This window comes from Variovorax sp. LARHSF232, from assembly GCF_052871435.1.
The window spans coordinates 12,444-28,077 of record NZ_JBIXJS010000006.1; the positions used below are offsets into that span (position 1 = coordinate 12,444).

The window sequence follows — 15,634 nt, forward strand, 5'->3', positions numbered from 1 at the left end:
CGCTCCGCCGGCTGCGTGCCGACCTAGCAACACTCCCCAGGAGACCGCGTTTAAGATTGCCCTTCTCTAGGGCTCGGCCCACCGCTCTGGCTGACAACGCAACTATGCAATGGAGGCGAAACTATCTCGATAGCAAAGTTGAGCAACGGACTCGGTGTGCCGGCCAAGTCAGATTGAAAGCGACCTCATGAACGAACTGAACGACCGCATCTACATCGCCGGGCACGCTGGCATGGTAGGTGGGGCAATCACCCGCTGTCTCGCACAGCAAGGGCACCGAAACCTAATCACTCGTGCCAGGTCAGAACTCGACCTAACCGACCAAGCGGAGGTCCGCAAATTCTTTGAGATTGCGCGTCCCGAGCAGGTATACCTCGCGGCGGCCAAGGTCGGCGGAATTCATGCCAACAACACTTACCCCGCGGAATTCATCTACGAGAACCTCATGGTCGAGGCAAATGTGATCCACGAGGCGTGGCGCGCCGGTGTGCGCAAGCTGCTCTTGCTGGGTTCAAGTTGCATCTATCCGCGGCTGGCGTCGCAGCCAATAAACGAGAGTGCATTGCTCACCGGCAAGCTGGAGCCCACCAATGAGCCGTACGCGATTGCAAAGATCGCCGGCATCAAGCTATGCGAGAGCTACAACCGGCAGTACGACTGCGACTTCAGAAGCGTCATGCCGACCAATCTCTATGGCCCGGGCGACAACTATCACAAGGACAACAGCCACGTGCTGCCCGCATTGCTTCGCCGCTTCCACGAAGCGAAGCAAACGGGCGCGCGCGAAGTCACCATCTGGGGCAGCGGCACCCCAAAGCGGGAATTCCTGTACGTGGACGACATGGCCCGTGGTTGCGTCCACCTGATGCAGTTGCCGCGCGAGGCATACGCGGCAAACACGGAAACCATGGAAAGCCACATCAACATCGGAACCGGCGAGGACCTTTCCATTCTTGAGCTGGCCACATTGGTAGCGCGCATCGTCGGCTTCGAAGGCGAAATCAGATGCGACCGAAGCAAGCCGGACGGAACGCCAAGAAAGCTCCTCGACGTTTCGCGTATGCATGCGTTGGGCTGGCGCCCGCAGGTCACCCTGGAAGGAGGAATCCGGATGGCCTACGAGGACTTCCTGAAAAAGAACCTGCGGATGGCCTAGTCAGGGAAAAGTCTCTGCATTTCCAAGAGAGGCGCCGACAGCGTCCTTCGCGGAAAGGACGGGGGCCATGCCAATGTCCGGCCATTCGATGCCAAGCGCGGGATCGTTCCAAGCGATGCTCCGCTCGTATGGGGGCGCGTAGTAGTCGGTGGTTTTGTAGAGGAAGTCGGCCGATTCGCTCAGCACCAGGAATCCGTGCGCAAAGCCTGGCGGAACCCAGAATTGCTTGTGGTTGTGCTCGCTCAGCTCGATGCCCACCCACTTTCCGAATGCCGGTGACGACTTGCGAATATCGACCGCCACATCGAACACCACGCCGCGAGTCACCCTTACCAGTTTGCCCTGCGGCTGCTGAATCTGGTAGTGCAACCCCCGCAAGACTCCCCTGGCGGATCGAGAGTGATTGTCCTGCACGAAAGTCACAGGCCGACCAACCGCCTCGTCAAAGACCTTTTGGTTAAAGCTCTCGCAAAAGAAACCGCGCGCGTCGCCAAACAACTTGGGCTCGAAGACGAGAACGTCTGGAATGGAAGTTGGCGTTGCCTTCACGACCGCACCTCGTCCATCAGAAGCTGCGTCAGGTACTTGCCATAGCCGTTCTTCTGCAGGGGTGCCGCAAGGCGCGCAAGCTGTTCGACATCAATGAAGCCGTGGCGCCAGGCAATCTCCTCAGGGCATGCGATCTTCAGGCCCTGCCGATGCTCAAGCGTCGCAATAAACTGCCCCGCCTCCAGCAAGCTCTCGTGCGTTCCGGTGTCCAGCCAGGCATAGCCGCGCTGCATGATTTGCACGTTGAGTTGACCACGTTCCAGGTAGGACTGATTGACCGCCGTGATTTCCAGTTCACCTCGCGCGCTAGGCTTGACGGCCTTGGCGATGTCGACGACTTGGTTGTCATAGAAATACAACCCGGTGACCGCGTAGCTGCTCTTGGGCTGCGCTGGCTTTTCCTCGATGCTGCTGGCCTTTCCATCGGCGTCAAAGGCGACGACGCCGTAGCGCTCCGGATCGTGCACGTGATAGGCAAACACCGTGGCCCCATTCTGATGAGCGTCAGCGCTCTGGAGCAGATTCACGAAGTCGTGCCCATAGAAAATGTTGTCGCCCAGCACCAGCGCGCTCGTCGCGTTGCCGATAAATTTGTCGCCAATGATGAACGCCTGCGCCAAGCCGTCCGGACTGGGCTGCACGGCATATTGCAGGTTGATGCCCCATTGACTGCCGTCACCCAACAGTTGCTGAAAGCGCGGCGTGTCTTGTGGCGTGCTGATAACGAGAATGTCTCGGATGCCGCCCAGCATCAGCGTGCTCAGCGGGTAGTAGATCATCGGCTTGTCATACACCGGGAGCAGTTGCTTGCTCATCGCCAAGGTGGCGGGGTGCAAGCGAGTCCCTGAGCCACCCGCCAAAATGATGCCCTTGCGTCGTGTTGTGTGTTTTTCCGGGTCTCGGTTCGTCATAAGGTTTCCCGCAGCATCCTCGCCACGCCCGATTGCCAATGCGGCAGGTTCAGGCCGAAGGTTGACCGAAGCTTGGCAGTATTCAATCTTGAGTTATGGGGGCGCTTGGCCGGCGTAGGAAAAGCGCTCGTGGGCACCGCCTCAACAGCTTGAGAAGTCGCCTTGAGATAGATGCCAGCCGCCTGCGCCTGCTCAAGGACGAATCTGGCATAGCCGCACCACGTGGTCTCACCCGCTGCAACTAGGTGATACAGGCCCGCTTTGGCCGGCTGGTCCAAGGCCTGTCGGATGGCATGCGCTGTCACGTCGGCCAGCAATTCGGCGCCAGTCGGCGCACCGTACTGGTCGTCGATGACAGTGAGCCTTTCGCGCTCCTTGGCGAGCCGCAGCATGGTCTTGGCAAAGTTGCCACCGCGCGCGGCATAGACCCAACTGGTCCGGAAGATCAGATGGTTGGCGCAGTTGCGCGCCACAAGCTGCTCGCCTTCGAGCTTGGTTTGCCCGTACACAGACAATGGCCCCGTGGCATCTTCTTCGCACCACGGCGTGCTACCACTCCCATCGAAAACATAGTCCGTCGAGTAGTGCACCATCAACGCGCCGACCTTCTGCGCGGCCCCGGCCAGCACACCTGGCGAGGTGGCATTGAGCTTGCGCGCCAGCTCAGGCTCGCCCTCGGCCTTGTCTACGGCAGTGTGGGCTGCCGCATTGACAACCACGTCGGGCCGGATCGCGAGCACGGTCTCGGCCAACTCCTCAGGTCGACTGAAGTCCGCTGGAAAGTCGACGCTGTCGTGGTCCAGCGCCACCAGTTCGCCCAGTGGCGCCAAGCTACGCTGCAGTTCCCAGCCGACCTGCCCGCCCCTGCCCAGCAGCAGCACCTTCATGTCGCGCCCTTCACCTCGGAGGCGTATTGCTTTTGCACCCACTCACGATAGGCGCCGCTTTGCACGTTGCGCACCCATTCGCCGTTGGCCAGGTACCACTCGACGGTCTTCCGAATGCCGGAATCAAACGTCTCGGCCGGCTTCCAGCCCAGTTCGCGCTCCAGCTTGCGCGCGTCAATGGCGTAGCGACGGTCGTGACCAAGCCGGTCGGCCACATAGCTGATCTGTTCGGCGTAACGTTTGCCGTCGGCACGCGGTTTGAGTTCGTCAAGCAGGGCGCAGACCGTCTTCACGATCTCGATATTGGGCTTCTCATTCCAGCCGCCCACGTTGTAGGTCTCGCCGAGCTTGCCGACGTCCAACACGCGGCGGATCGCGCTGCAATGGTCCTTCACATAGAGCCAGTCGCGCACCTGCATGCCGTCGCCATAGACCGGCAAGGGCTTGCCGGCGAGCGCGTTGACGATCATCAGGGGGATGAGCTTTTCGGGGAAATGAAAGGGCCCGTAGTTGTTCGAGCAGTTGGTCGTCAGGACCGGCAGCCCGTAGGTGTGATGCCAGGCGCGCACCAGATGATCGCTGGCCGCCTTGCTGGCCGAGTACGGGCTGTTGGGCTCGTACGTGTTCTCTTCGGTGAAGGCCGGATCGGTCGGCGAGAGCGAACCGTAGACCTCGTCGGTCGACACGTGCAGGAAGCGGAAGGCGGCCCTCTGGTCTGCCGGCAAACCGCTCCAGTAGCCGCGCACGCTTTCGAGAAGGCGGAAGGTGCCCAGCACGTTGGTTTGCACGAAATCTTCCGGGCCGTGGATCGAGCGATCCACGTGCGATTCGGCGGCAAAGTTGATGATGGCGCGAGGCTTATGCTCCAACAGCAGCTTGTCGACTAGGTCACTGGCGCCGATGTCGCCTCGCACGAAGACATGTTTGGCACTGCCGCTCAGCGAAGACAGCGTCTCGAGGTTGCCGGCATAGGTCAGCTTGTCGAGATTCACGACGGCCTCATCACTGTTTGCGATCCAGTCGAGGACAAAATTGCCGCCAATAAAGCCGGCACCGCCGGTCACCAAAATCATTCAAGTCCCTCTCATTTTTGGACAGTCGACTACCGACAGTTGGGCGATTATCACATCCACCTTTGTATCGAAACGCTAACAAATCTTGCGCAACATCCTTACTCTTGGCTGATGCGTCGAGCCAGGGCGATACCGCCTGAAAATTCGCCGCCACTTCTTCTAGAGTCGACACATCCCCGATTTTGAGGAGGCCGAGCATGGACAAGCAGCGGGCATCCGAATCTACGTCCGACCAGACCTGGTTCACCAGCCTCGGCGCCTTCAAGGCACCCGGTTCCGGCTCCGGCTCCGGCTCCTCCAACTGAACGCCCAATCGAGAACGCAAAACCCGAACCTCTCATGAACACGAAATCAGAAATCCATGCCGTTTGCCGCAACGGTCGCCGCATCTATGTGCTGCCCGAGGATGAGCGGGGCAAGCGATTGCGCGAGTTTCAAGGCAATGTCAATCCGAACTCGCTTAGAGCATGGCAAGTGCTGGCATCGGAAGGCTGGACGCACATCATTGATGTGGGCGCCAACTATGGCGAGATGCTCGTCAACCTCGATGTGCCTGACGGCGCGGCTCTGTTTGCCGTGGAACCCAACCCTCTGCTCACGCCGATCCTGACTCGAACCATGAAGGAAGCGGCGCTACCGGTACAGATCGTATCGGCCGCCTTGTCCGCGACCGAAGGCTCTGCGATGCTGAGCGCGGACCTAACATGGTCCGGCCTGAGCCGCCTGGGCATCGAGGCGCACCCTGAGGGCCAGGACCACCGGCTACAACAGTTCGAGGTCCGGACCACCACGCTGGCGGCGATCCTCGATGATCGACAGCCCGCAACGGCCAAACGACTCCTGCTCAAGATCGACGTGGAGGGCGCCGAATGTGACGTGCTGCGCGGCCTCGGCGACATGCTTGATCAACTGGAAGACTTTGCCTGCCTAGTTGAGGTTCTGCACTTGCCGCTGTCGGACATTGATTGGCTGATCGCACACTTCCAACCGGAAGTCTTCGATCCGATGACCGGCCAGCTCATTCCGATTCACGGCGGATCGGAGCGGCTGAGACGCGTGCTCGGCTTGGGCGCATTCCATTTTCAGGACATCGTAGTGCGGCGTCGCCGCAAGTAGAAGTAAGCCATGAATCAGTCACCTCCTCCCAATGAACCGACGGTCTGCGTCTACACCGTGATGATGGGCGACTATGAGCCGCTCAACGAGCAGAGCGTGTCTCGCCAGTCGGCCATTCCATTCATATGTCTGACCGACAATCCAAACCTGAAAAGCGAAACTTGGCAGGTCGTCCAAGTCTCGGCAGCGTTCAGCATGGATCCGATTCGAAGCCAGCGCTTGCTGAAGATCTGCCCGCACATGCTCCCGTCGCTGGACGCCTATCATCGATCGCTGTACATCGACAACTCCGTCATTCTCAAACAAGCGCCCGAAAGCATCATCAGCAAGTATGGATGGTCTTCAGGCCTGTCGGTACCAACCCATAGCTTTCGTGACAGCGTGATGGACGAATTCATCGAGGTCGCGAGAGTTGGGTTCGACGATCAAAGCCGCATCTTCGAGCAGCTGAATCACTATCTCAGCTATGGCGAATCCACCCTCGAAGAAAGACCCTATTGGACTGGTGTACTTCTGCGTGACCACCTCAACCCAACAGTCAGACGCGTCATGGACTTTTGGGCGCTACACGTAATGCGGTATTCCAGGCGCGACCAGCTCTCTTTCAATCTCGCGGTACGAGAAGTGGGGCTTCCAGTCGAGCGCTGGGAAATCGACACGTTTGAGTCTTGGTTCCATCGTTGGCCGCATACGCCGGGACGCAAGGTGATGGGGGGCGTGCGCAATCCGCTTGTCTCCGCCACGCCGCCAAGCGCGCAGATACGCCAATTGCAGAAGGAGGCCGCGGCCTCACAAGCGCAGTCGTCCGATCACAAGTCTGAGATCGAATTGTTGAAACGAGAAGTCGAGGGCATGACCACCAGCCTTGTCGTACGCGTGGAGGCACAAGCCCAATTGATAAAGGACCACGCATTGGCTATCGAGCGAACGACGCAGCAGTACACCGCAACAGTCGATTCGCTGGAGGAGTGCAATGCTGCGCTGGCACGACGTGAGATTGATTTAGAAAGAGCGGAAGATGAGGCCACCGAGTTGCGTTCCCGCCTTGAAGTGGCCAGGCAAGAGACCGAAACAACTCTTGCCCGAATGCATGCCAGCACCAGTTGGCGCATGACCGCACCGTTGCGCTGGATCAGAGACCTTGTTCGCTAGGAACGGCCCATCCAACCAGAGAATCGCAGAAGAAATTTGCACTGAAGCCAAGAACCTCCCGGAGAAGTTTCCATGAAGCAGTCCGATTCCGAATCTCCACCCAATCCCACCGACCGCATCAAAGACTCCGCCCAACAAATCTGGCTAGCCGGCCTGGGCGCCTTCGCCAAGATGCAGGAAGAAGGCAGCAAGGCCTTCGAGGCGCTGGTCAAGGACGGCGCCAGCGTGCAGAAGAAAACCCAGCATGCCGCCGAAGAAGGCCTGGCGCAGGCGCAGGCGCGCATGGCCGGCTTTGCCAGCGAGTTCGGCGCCAAGGCGACCGGGGGCTGGGGCAAGCTGGAGAACATCTTCGAGGAACGGGTCGCCCGTGCGCTCGAAAAGCTCGGTATCCCGACCGCGCAGGACGTCGCCGTCTTGCAGGCACGCATCGAGGCGCTGGAGGCGCAACTGCTCGTCGCTCAGGGGCAAGGGCCCCGCGGGGCCACTGCCGCCCGCAAGAAGGCCGGCACGCACAAGACCGGCACCGCTTCAGCAGCGGCGAAAAGCACCGCCGGCATGGTCAAGCCCTCGCGCCGCGCGGCGGCCAGCGCCAAGCAACAGAAGAAATAGCGGCCCGGCCGCGGCAACAGGGAGCGGCCCGGGGGAATCCCCGAGCCTCCCCTTGGGCCACCCTTTGCGCTAGAGTGTCTTTTCAGGAGACAGCAAAGAGACCACCAGACGTGCTTGGCAGAACAAAGAATGGCCACCAAGAAAGCGCCACGCCGCACCGCGCAACGCATCCTTGAAGCCTCGCTGGACCTGTTCAACCGGTTCGGGGAACCGAACGTTCCCACCACCCTGATCGCCGCCGAACTGGGCATCAGCCCCGGCAACCTCTACTACCACTACCCGGCCAAGGACGAGCTGGTCAACCGGCTCTACGCCGGCTACGCGCACGAGCTCAAGCCGCTGCTGCAGGCGGCCGACGGCGTGCAGGACGTGGAAGACGCCTGGTTCTTCATGCACAGCCTGTTCGAGCTGATCTGGCGCTACCGCTTCCTCTACCGCGACCTGAACGACCTGCTGACCAAGAACCGCCACATCGAAACCCAGCTGCAGCAGGTACTGGCCGACAAGACCCGCGCCATTCGCGCATTGGTGGCCGGCATGAGCCGGGCCGGCCACCTGGCCATCGATCCGCGCGAAGTCGACGCCTTGGCCCAGAGCATGGTGGTAGTGCTCACTTACTGGCTGAGCTACGAATACGTTCGCAATCCACGCGAGGCGCTGGAGCCTGCCCAAGCCCAGGGCGCGCTCTTGCGCGGGGCCTATCACACGCTGCGGCTGCTGGCGCCCTACCTGGCCCCCGAACAGCGCCTGCACCTGCTGGCGCTGAGCGAGGCCTACGCGGGCGGCGCGGCGGACAACAACGATTCACTGCCGGCGACCTCGTCATCGGCGCCCTCCCCGGCCCTTGCGCCCACCTGATTCACCACAAGCAAAGCAGATTGAGCGAGGTAGCCGCGCACCATGCCCGACCCCAAGATCGCCCCTCTCTCGCTCCTTCAGCAACCGCAACAACAAGCGCAGTCCGGCGCAGCGGGAGCCAAGGCCGATCCCTGGACGCGCATGGACCTTCGCGGCGTGCCGCGCTTCGACGCCTCCTCCGTGCTGGCCCAATGGCGCCGCCTGCAGGCCGGCCAGGGCGACTTCGATCCTCCCCCTTCCGGCAGCACCCTGCTCGATGGCTGGGCGCTTTACCACGGCGGCGATTTCGAGCAGGCCGCCGCGATCGGCCTTGCGTTCGGCGGCCGCGAGGGCCTGGCGCTGGCCAACCGCGCCATCGCCATCTACGCCAACTACCTGGAGCCGCGCGAAGCGATTCGTCAGGCGCTGCTGCGCGAGGTGGCCGACCGCGCCGGCGAGCAGGCGCAGGCGGACCCCGACGATTGCCAGGCCCACTACTGGCACGCCTACGCGCTGGGCCGCTACAGCCAGGGCGTCAGCGTGGCCCGCGCCCTGGCCCAGGGGCTGGGCGGCAAGGTCAAGGACGCGCTGGAGCGGGTGATCGAGCTGCAGCCGACGCATGCCGATGCGCACCTGGCACTCGGCGCCTTCCACGCCGAGGTGATCGACAAGGTCGGCACCCTGGTGGGCCGCATGACCTACGGCGTGCGGCTGGATACCGCCATCGAGTTCTTCGAGCGCGGGCTGGCGCTCAACCCGCACTCGGCCAGCGGCCTGATGGAATATGCGCACGGCCTGCAGATGCTGCACGGCGATTCGCACCAGGCCCAGGCCACGCGCCTGTTCGAGCAGGCCGCGGCCTGCATGCCGGCCGATGCGCGCGAGCGGCTGGATGTGGAACTGGCCAAGGCGAGCCTGGCGGACTGAGCGATCAAGCACAATCGGCGCTTTTTGACGCCCCTCAAGGGGCAAGAAAGAGCGCCCGCCATGTCCGATCTGCAAAGCCTGTTCGAAGCCGCCGAAGCCAATTCCAAGCTGCTGACCGAGAAGCCCGACAACGCCACGCTGCTGAAGATCTACGGCCTGTACAAGCAGGCCACACTGGGCGACAACGCCGAGAAGAAACCCAGCTTCAGCGATTTCGTGGCCCGCGCCAAGTGGGATGCGTGGACGGCCAACAAGGGCCTGACCAGCGATCAGGCGAAGCAGGGCTACATTGACCTGATCGAGTCCCTGCGCGGGTAAAAAAGGCCTACCGGCCTTTCAGCGCTTTGCTGAACTTGCGCGAGGCTTCTTCACCGCAGCCGCCTTGGCGCGCACCGGCTTGGCCGGCGGCGCGCTCGCCGCGCCCAGCAGGCCGTCCAGTTCGCGCGCCACCCCCTCGCTGATGCGCTGGCTGAACAGGCCGAACAGAAAGCCCAGCTTCATGTCCAGCTCGAAGCGCTTGCCGGTCACCCTGGCGGTGCCGTGCACGCCGGCGCGGCTGATCACGATGACGTCCTCGCCCCGGCCCTGCGTGTGAGTGCAGCGCACGCCGTGCGCCTGCTCGACCCGCTCGGCCCATTGCGCCGCGACCTTGCGCGCTTTCTGCATGCCCAGCTCGTGGCTGCGCTCGATGTGGATTTCAGGCACCGATGTCTCCAGTCTTGTTGTTCTTTGCTTGACGCTTCTTCTATTGGCCCAACGCGTTCTGTTGTGGCTGCGGTAGCCCGCCGCGCAACTGCTCGTCGCGCTCGTCCTTGGGCTGCGCCGCCAGCTCCTTCACCCGGGCGAAGAAGCGCGGCCAGGGGTCGCCGCCGGCGCGGCTCTCGGCCCTGAACAGCGCCTCGAAGCCCGGCACCTGCTCATCGTAGGCGGCCTGGGCGCCAAACAGCGCATTGTTGGCGCGCGCCACCCAGGCGTCGTAGGCGTTCTGGCGCGGCCCGCTCCAGCCGGCGCGCAAGTCGGCATAGCGGGCGCGGAACTCCTCCATCACCGCGCGCTTGCGCGCCTCCACTGCCGGCCAATCCTGCGCCGCGACCTCCTTCGATGCATACACCGCCTGCAGGCGGGCGCGCGTGTCCAGCGCCAGCAGGCGGAAGGCGCGCCGCTGCGCATCGAAGCGGGCATAGTCCTCGCGGGCGGCAGCGCCGGCCTGCGTGCTCAGCCAGCGCTCGCCGCCCAGCCGCTCGACCGCGGTGGCGAAGGATTCGTTGAAGGTGGTGTCGTTCGCCACGTACACCACCTGGTGCGCCAGCTCGTGGAACAGGATGCGCGCCAGCTCGCCCTCCGGATAACCGATGAAGGACGACAGCAGCGGATCGCCACCGGCCCAGTTGAGCAGGCCCAGGGTCGAGTAGGCCGGCACCGGGTACACCGCGACCTCCAGCCCCCCCGCCCGCAGCCGCTGCGCCTCGGCCTGGGCGTCGTCCAGCGCGTAGTAGCCGCGGTAGCCGACGCAGCCCGCCACCGGAAAGCACCAGGTGTGCAGGGTCAGCGAGTAAGGCGACGCCGCCACCACGTTCCACAACGCCGCCGGGCGCTTCAGGTCGGCATAGGCGGTGTAGCTCCTGTTGTCGGGCAGGCTCAGCGCGCTGCTCGCATAGCGGCGAATGCGCTGCGCCAGTTCGAGCCGGTCTTTCAGCGCCTGGGACGTGGCCGGGTCCTCCAACCACTGCGGCACCGGCTTGGCGGCGCGCATCAGGTCGGCGTGGCCGGTGGCGGCCTGCCAGTAGTAGCCCAGGTTGGTACAGCCGGTGCAGCCCACCAGAAGAGCTGTGGCGCCGATCAGGCTCGATAAAAGAGCCGTCTTGCTCCTTCCCCCTCTGGGGGACTGCAACGCAGTCATGCTTGATCGGCCGCGCCCAGCACCGGCTCCACCTGCACCAGGCAATCGTAGAAGGTGGGGCCGCGGCCGATGTCGGTCAGGCGCTGGCTGGTGAGCTGGTTGACGTTGCTGCCGTCCAGCCCGAGCTTGCGCCACCAGATGCCCAGCCCGTGCACCACGCCAGGCCGGGCGCGACGCGACACTTCGGCGCGGCAGCGGTGCTCGCCGCGCTGGTTGAAGATGCGCACCACCTGGCCGCTCTGGATGCCGCGCTCGGCCGCATCGGCCTCGTGGATCTCCAGCAGCGGCTCGCCCTCGATGGCACGCAGGCTCGCCACGTTGACAAAACTGGAGTTGAGAAAGTTGCGCGCCGGCGGCGAGATCATGGCCAGCGGATAGGCCGCCGAACTGCCGGCCGGCTCGTGGTTGGGCAGGTGGTCGGGCAAGCCGTCCTGCCCCATGGCCGCCAGCCGCTCGCTGTAGAACTCGCACTTGCCCGAAGGCGTGGGGAAATTGCCTTGCGCAAACGGCGCCTCGGGCAGGCGCAGGCTGGTGAAGCCCTGGGCCTGCAGTTGCTCGTAGTCGATGCTGCCGGCGGCAAAGGCGGCGCGGCACAGCGCCTCGTCGTCGTCGGAAAAGCAGGGCTCGTCGAAGCCCATGCGCCTGGCCAGCTCGCGAAACACCCAGGTGTTGCTGCGCGCCTGGCCGCGCGGCGCCAGGGCCGGTTGGTTGAGCAACACGTCGGTGTGGCCGTAGCTGAAGTGGATGTCCCAGTGCTCCAGCTGCGTGGTGGCGGGCAGCAGATAGTCGGCGTAGTCGGCGGTGTCGGTCTGGAACTGCTCCATCACCACGGTGAACAGATCCTCGCGCTCGAAGCCGGCCACCACCTTGCCCGATTCGGGCGCCACCGCCACCGGGTTGCTGTTGTAGACCACCAGCGCCTTGATCGGGTTGGCCTCGTCCAGCAGCGCATCGCCGATGGTGCTCATGTTGATGGTGCGCGGCGTGCGCCCGGCCAGCAGGTCGGGCCGCTGCAGCGCCGCCCGGTCGATCGGGAACTGGCCCGAGCTGCTCAACAGCACGCCGCCGGCGCGATGGCGCCAGGCGCCGGTGAGCGCCGGCAGGCAGGCCACGGCGCGCGCCGCATTGCCGCCGCCGCGCACCCGCTGCATGCCGTAGTTCAGGCGGATCGCGGCCGGCTTGGTGGTGCCGTAGGCGCGCGCCAGCTCGACGATCTGTGCCTCGGGCACGCCGCACACCTGCGCCGCGCGCGCCGGTGGCCACTGCAGCGCGCGCTCGCGCAGCTGCTCCCAGCCTAGCGTGTAGTTCGCCAGGTAGTCGTGGTCCAGCCAGTCGTTGACGATCAACTCGTGCATCAGCGCCAGGGCCAGTGCCGCGTCGGTGCCGGGCAAGAGCGCGATGTGCTCGTCGCACTTGTCGGCCGTCTCGGTCTTGCGCGGGTCGATGCACACCAGCCTGGCGCCGGCGCGCTTGGCTGCCTGGGCATGGCGCCAGAAGTGCAGATTGCTGGCAATCGAGTTGCTGCCCCAGATCAGGATCAGCTTGGCCTCGCTGAAAAATTCGACCCGCATTCCCACCTTGCCGCCCAAAGTAAAACCGAAGGCCTCACCCCCGGCGGTGGAGCAGATGGTGCGGTCCAACAGCGACGCGCCGAGCTTGTGGAAAAAGCGACGGTCCATCGATTCGCCTTGCACCAAACCCATGGTTCCCGCGTAGCTGTACGGCACAATCGTTTCAGGATTGATACCTTTCAAAACCGTCAGGCGGGCCGCAATGTCGTCCAGTGCTTCGTCCCAGCTCACCGGCTCGAATCGGCCGCTGCCCTTGGGACCGTTGCGCCGCATCGGCTGCACCAGCCGGCCGGCATGTTCGTTGCGTTCGATATAGCGCGAAACCTTGGTGCACAACACGCCGGCGGTGTGCGGGTGCTCGGGGTTGCCCTGAAGCTTGACGGCGACGCCCTCCTTCACCGTGGTGACGAGTGCGCAAGTGTCGGGGCAGTCGTGCGGGCATGCGCCCCGCACGGTGTGCGCGGGGGAAGGCGTCTCGGATGTGGCCGGGGCGAGATCCATGTGGTTTTTGTGTAGTTGATTGATGCGCCGTGGGCAGCGCAAAAGGGTTTTTACGATGACGCTGAATCGCAGGCAATTTTCCATCGCGGCGGGCGCCGCTGCGCTGGCAGGGTTTCAGGGCGTCGCGCGCGCGCAGTCCGAGGCCCCGATCGTGCTGGGCCAGTCGGCCGCCTTCAGCGGGCCGGCGGCCCAGTTGGGCATCCAGTTCTACCAGGGCGCCAAGCTGCTGTTCGACCAGCACAACGCCCAGGCCGGCGCACGCCGCGTCGAGATCAAGTTCCTGGATGACGGCTACGAGCCCGACCGCTGCGCCGCCAACACCAAAAAGCTGATCGAAGACGACGTATTCGCCCTCTTCGGCTACATCGGCACCCCCACCAGCCTGGCCGCGCTGCCGCTGGCGGTGAGCGCCAAGGTGCCCTTCATCGCGCCCTTCACCGGCGCCATGGGGCTGCGCGAGCCCTTCCAGCGCAATGTGTTCCACCTGCGCGCCTCCTACAACGACGAGACCGGGCTGATCGTCAAGCAGCTGACCCACCTTGGCCTGAAGAAGATCGCGGTCTTCTATCAGAACGACGCCTATGGCAAGGCCGGCCTTGACGGCGTGACCCTGGCGCTGTCGCAACAGAACCTGAAGCCGGTCGCGCAGGCCACGGTGGAACGCAACACCGTCGACGTGGCAGCCGCCGTGAAGACGCTGGTGGCCGCGCGCCCGGACGCGGTGGTGCAGATCAGCGCCTACAAATCCTGCGCCGCCTTCATCCGCGAAGCGCGCAAGGCAGGCTACGGCGGCACCTTCTACAACGTGTCCTTCGTCGGCACGCAGGCGCTGGCCGACGAGCTGGGCAAGGACGGCGCCGGCGTGGTGGTGTCGCAGGTCGTGCCGTCGCCCTACAACTCGGCCAATGCCATCACCCGCGAATTTGCCGAAGCCGTGCGCAAGGCCGGCGCCGGCAACATCAACTACTCCAGCATGGAAGGCTACCTGGCGGCCAAGGTGCTGGCCGAAGGCCTGCGCCGCGCGCCGGGCCGCGGCGTCAACCGCGACGGCCTGATCGCCGGGCTGGAAAGCATCGAGCGCCAGCAATTCGGCGGCTTCGATGTGTCCTTCTCGCCGCGCAATCACGTGGCGTCGAAGTTCGTCGAGCTGTCGATGATCACCGGCGACGGCCGCATCCGCGTCTAGGGACTCAGCCGCGCAGCCACAGGGTGGCCGCGTGGATGGAGAGCCCCACCAGCCCCCCCACCAACGTACCGTTGATGCGGATGAACTGCAGATCCCGCCCCACGTTGCGCTCCAGCTCCTGCGTCATCTCGTCAGTGTTCCAGGCGTCGACCCGCTCGACGATGTAGCGCCGGATGTCCTCGCGGTAGCGCTCGATCGCCAGCGGCGCGGCGCCGGTGATCTGCTCGTTGATCCAGCGGCGCATGGCCTCGTCGGCCTCCAGCCGCTGACCCAGGGCCTGCGCCAACTCCGCGATGCGCGCACCGATGGACGATTCGGGCCGCCCCAGGTCGGCATGCAGCCAGCCCAGCAGCTCGCCCCACAAGCCATGCAGATATTCGCCCAGGGCCGGATGCGCCAGCAGGTCGGCGCGCAGCTTCTCGCCGCGCGCGTGAAACGCCGGATCGTGCTGCAGCCGCTCGATGAAGTCATGCGTGAAGGCGTCGAAGCGCAGCCGCAGCGGATGCTCCGGCTGCGCCGCCAGGTCGCCGATGGTGTTGGCCACCACCGCCACCACCTTGCGCGTGGCCATGCGCGCCGCCACCTGGTCCAGGCCGACATAGCGCAGCGCCTTGATCTCGCGCGCAATGGCGTCGGTGATGTGCTCCTGCACCGCCTCGCCTTCGACCAGCGTCGCCACCTGCCGCAGCACGTCGTCCAGCAGCGCCTGGTGGCGCCCGCCCTCGGTCAATGCCTCCAGCGCCTGCCCGGCCAGCACCGACAGATCGACCTTGGCCAGGCCCGCCGAGGCCGCTTGCCCCAGGAAGGCCCGCACCCGTTCGTCGTCGAAGGCCGAAAGCCCGTAGCGCGCCGCCGCCACGCCCAGGCGGCCCAGCTGCTGCCCACTGGCCGCCTGCGCCAGCCATTGCGCCAGCCGGCCAGCCGGATCGAACTGCTCCAGCTTGGCCAGCACCTGCGGCGTCGACAGAAAGTTGTTGCAGATGAAGCCGGCCAGGTTGGCGCCGATGCGCGCCTTGTTCGCCGGAATGATGGCCGTGTGCGGAATGGGCAACCCCAGCGGGTGGCGGAACAGCGCCACCACCGCGAACCAGTCGGCCATCGCGCCCACCATCGCCGCCTCGGCAAAGGCTGCCACATAGCCCCAGGTCACGTGCCGGCCTTCCATCGCCGTGGCCAGCGCATAGACGCAGGCGGCCGCGCCCAGCAAGCCGAGGGCGATGCGCTTCATCTGCGCGAGGCGCCGGGCCTGAAGGTCTTCT

At 64.4% G+C, this 15,634-nt stretch carries 16 protein-coding genes; 8 read left to right on the forward strand and 8 right to left on the reverse strand.

Annotated elements, in window-relative coordinates; all coding sequences use genetic code 11:
• Nucleotides 1-187 precede the first annotated feature (187 nt).
• Entirely contained in the window at nucleotides 188-1,156 is a 969-nt protein-coding gene (gene fcl, locus ACIPRI_RS16115) for a GDP-L-fucose synthase (protein WP_446622471.1), read from the forward strand.
• Here the strand turns inward: fcl and rfbC are convergent, their stop codons facing one another.
• Genes rfbC through rfbB form a run of 4 tightly spaced genes read right to left on the reverse strand, consistent with a single transcriptional unit; the run spans nucleotide 1,157 to nucleotide 4,576 of the window.
• On the reverse strand, nucleotides 1,157-1,705 hold the full coding sequence (gene rfbC, locus ACIPRI_RS16120) for a dTDP-4-dehydrorhamnose 3,5-epimerase (protein ID WP_446622472.1): 549 nt from the start codon (nucleotides 1,703-1,705) through the stop codon (nucleotides 1,157-1,159). It lies immediately after the preceding gene.
• Entirely contained in the window at nucleotides 1,702-2,616 is a 915-nt protein-coding gene (gene rfbA / locus ACIPRI_RS16125; RefSeq protein ID WP_446622473.1) for a glucose-1-phosphate thymidylyltransferase RfbA, read from the reverse strand. The genes rfbC and rfbA overlap by 4 nt, the downstream gene beginning before the upstream one ends.
• Entirely contained in the window at nucleotides 2,613-3,503 is an 891-nt protein-coding gene (rfbD, locus tag ACIPRI_RS16130) for a dTDP-4-dehydrorhamnose reductase (protein WP_446622474.1), read from the reverse strand. The genes rfbA and rfbD overlap by 4 nt, the downstream gene beginning before the upstream one ends.
• Complete coding sequence (gene rfbB, locus ACIPRI_RS16135; RefSeq protein WP_446622475.1) at nucleotides 3,500-4,576, reverse strand: dTDP-glucose 4,6-dehydratase; 1,077 nt, start codon at nucleotides 4,574-4,576, stop codon at nucleotides 3,500-3,502. Before rfbB ends, rfbD begins: the two co-directional genes overlap by 4 nt.
• Before the next feature lie 339 nt (nucleotides 4,577-4,915).
• Here rfbB and ACIPRI_RS16140 point away from each other — a divergent pair, with 339 nt between their 5' ends.
• The 6 genes from ACIPRI_RS16140 to ACIPRI_RS16165 all read left to right on the forward strand — a co-directional run bounded on the left by ACIPRI_RS16140 (nucleotide 4,916) and on the right by ACIPRI_RS16165 (nucleotide 9,535).
• On the forward strand, nucleotides 4,916-5,692 hold the full coding sequence (locus ACIPRI_RS16140; RefSeq protein WP_446622476.1) for an FkbM family methyltransferase: 777 nt from the start codon (nucleotides 4,916-4,918) through the stop codon (nucleotides 5,690-5,692).
• Nucleotides 5,693-5,701: 9 nt separating this feature from the next.
• Nucleotides 5,702-6,844 carry a glycosyltransferase domain-containing protein gene (locus ACIPRI_RS16145; protein ID WP_446622477.1) on the forward strand — a complete coding sequence of 381 codons (1,143 nt, stop codon included), beginning with the start codon at nucleotides 5,702-5,704 and terminating at the stop codon, nucleotides 6,842-6,844.
• A 72-nt stretch (nucleotides 6,845-6,916) separates the two neighbouring features.
• A complete protein-coding gene (locus tag ACIPRI_RS16150; RefSeq protein ID WP_446622478.1) occupies nucleotides 6,917-7,453 on the forward strand; it encodes a phasin family protein in 537 nt (178 codons plus the stop codon).
• Nucleotides 7,454-7,582: 129 nt separating this feature from the next.
• The gene (locus ACIPRI_RS16155) at nucleotides 7,583-8,311 is read left to right on the forward strand and encodes a TetR/AcrR family transcriptional regulator (protein ID WP_446622479.1); all 729 of its coding nucleotides are present in this window, start codon (nucleotides 7,583-7,585) and stop codon (nucleotides 8,309-8,311) included.
• 42 nt (nucleotides 8,312-8,353) lie between these two features.
• The gene (locus tag ACIPRI_RS16160) at nucleotides 8,354-9,217 is read left to right on the forward strand and encodes a hypothetical protein (RefSeq protein ID WP_446622480.1); all 864 of its coding nucleotides are present in this window, start codon (nucleotides 8,354-8,356) and stop codon (nucleotides 9,215-9,217) included.
• Between the two features lie 60 nt (nucleotides 9,218-9,277).
• Entirely contained in the window at nucleotides 9,278-9,535 is a 258-nt protein-coding gene (locus tag ACIPRI_RS16165) for an acyl-CoA-binding protein (protein WP_446622481.1), read from the forward strand.
• Nucleotides 9,536-9,553: 18 nt separating this feature from the next.
• On the opposite strand, the gene ACIPRI_RS16170 is transcribed toward ACIPRI_RS16165, so the two are convergent.
• Genes ACIPRI_RS16170 through ACIPRI_RS16180 form a run of 3 tightly spaced genes read right to left on the reverse strand, consistent with a single transcriptional unit; the run spans nucleotide 9,554 to nucleotide 13,189 of the window.
• A complete protein-coding gene (locus ACIPRI_RS16170; RefSeq protein WP_446622482.1) occupies nucleotides 9,554-9,922 on the reverse strand; it encodes a polyhydroxyalkanoic acid system family protein in 369 nt (122 codons plus the stop codon).
• A gap of 40 nt (nucleotides 9,923-9,962) precedes the next feature.
• Nucleotides 9,963-11,117 (reverse strand): aminopeptidase, encoded by a 1,155-nt coding sequence (locus tag ACIPRI_RS16175; protein WP_446622483.1) that lies wholly within the window; start codon nucleotides 11,115-11,117, stop codon nucleotides 9,963-9,965.
• Nucleotides 11,114-13,189, reverse strand: a complete 2,076-nt coding sequence (locus ACIPRI_RS16180; RefSeq protein WP_446622484.1) for a molybdopterin-containing oxidoreductase family protein — start codon at nucleotides 13,187-13,189, stop codon at nucleotides 11,114-11,116. The genes ACIPRI_RS16175 and ACIPRI_RS16180 overlap by 4 nt, the downstream gene beginning before the upstream one ends.
• Nucleotides 13,190-13,244: 55 nt before the next feature.
• On the opposite strand from ACIPRI_RS16180, the gene ACIPRI_RS16185 reads away from it, so the two are divergent.
• Nucleotides 13,245-14,375, forward strand: coding sequence for an ABC transporter substrate-binding protein (locus ACIPRI_RS16185; protein WP_446622485.1), 1,131 nt, complete (start codon nucleotides 13,245-13,247; stop codon nucleotides 14,373-14,375).
• 4 nt (nucleotides 14,376-14,379) lie between these two features.
• On the opposite strand, the gene ACIPRI_RS16190 is transcribed toward ACIPRI_RS16185, so the two are convergent.
• Entirely contained in the window at nucleotides 14,380-15,603 is a 1,224-nt protein-coding gene (locus ACIPRI_RS16190) for a DUF445 domain-containing protein (protein ID WP_446622486.1), read from the reverse strand.
• Nucleotides 15,604-15,634 lie beyond the last annotated feature (31 nt).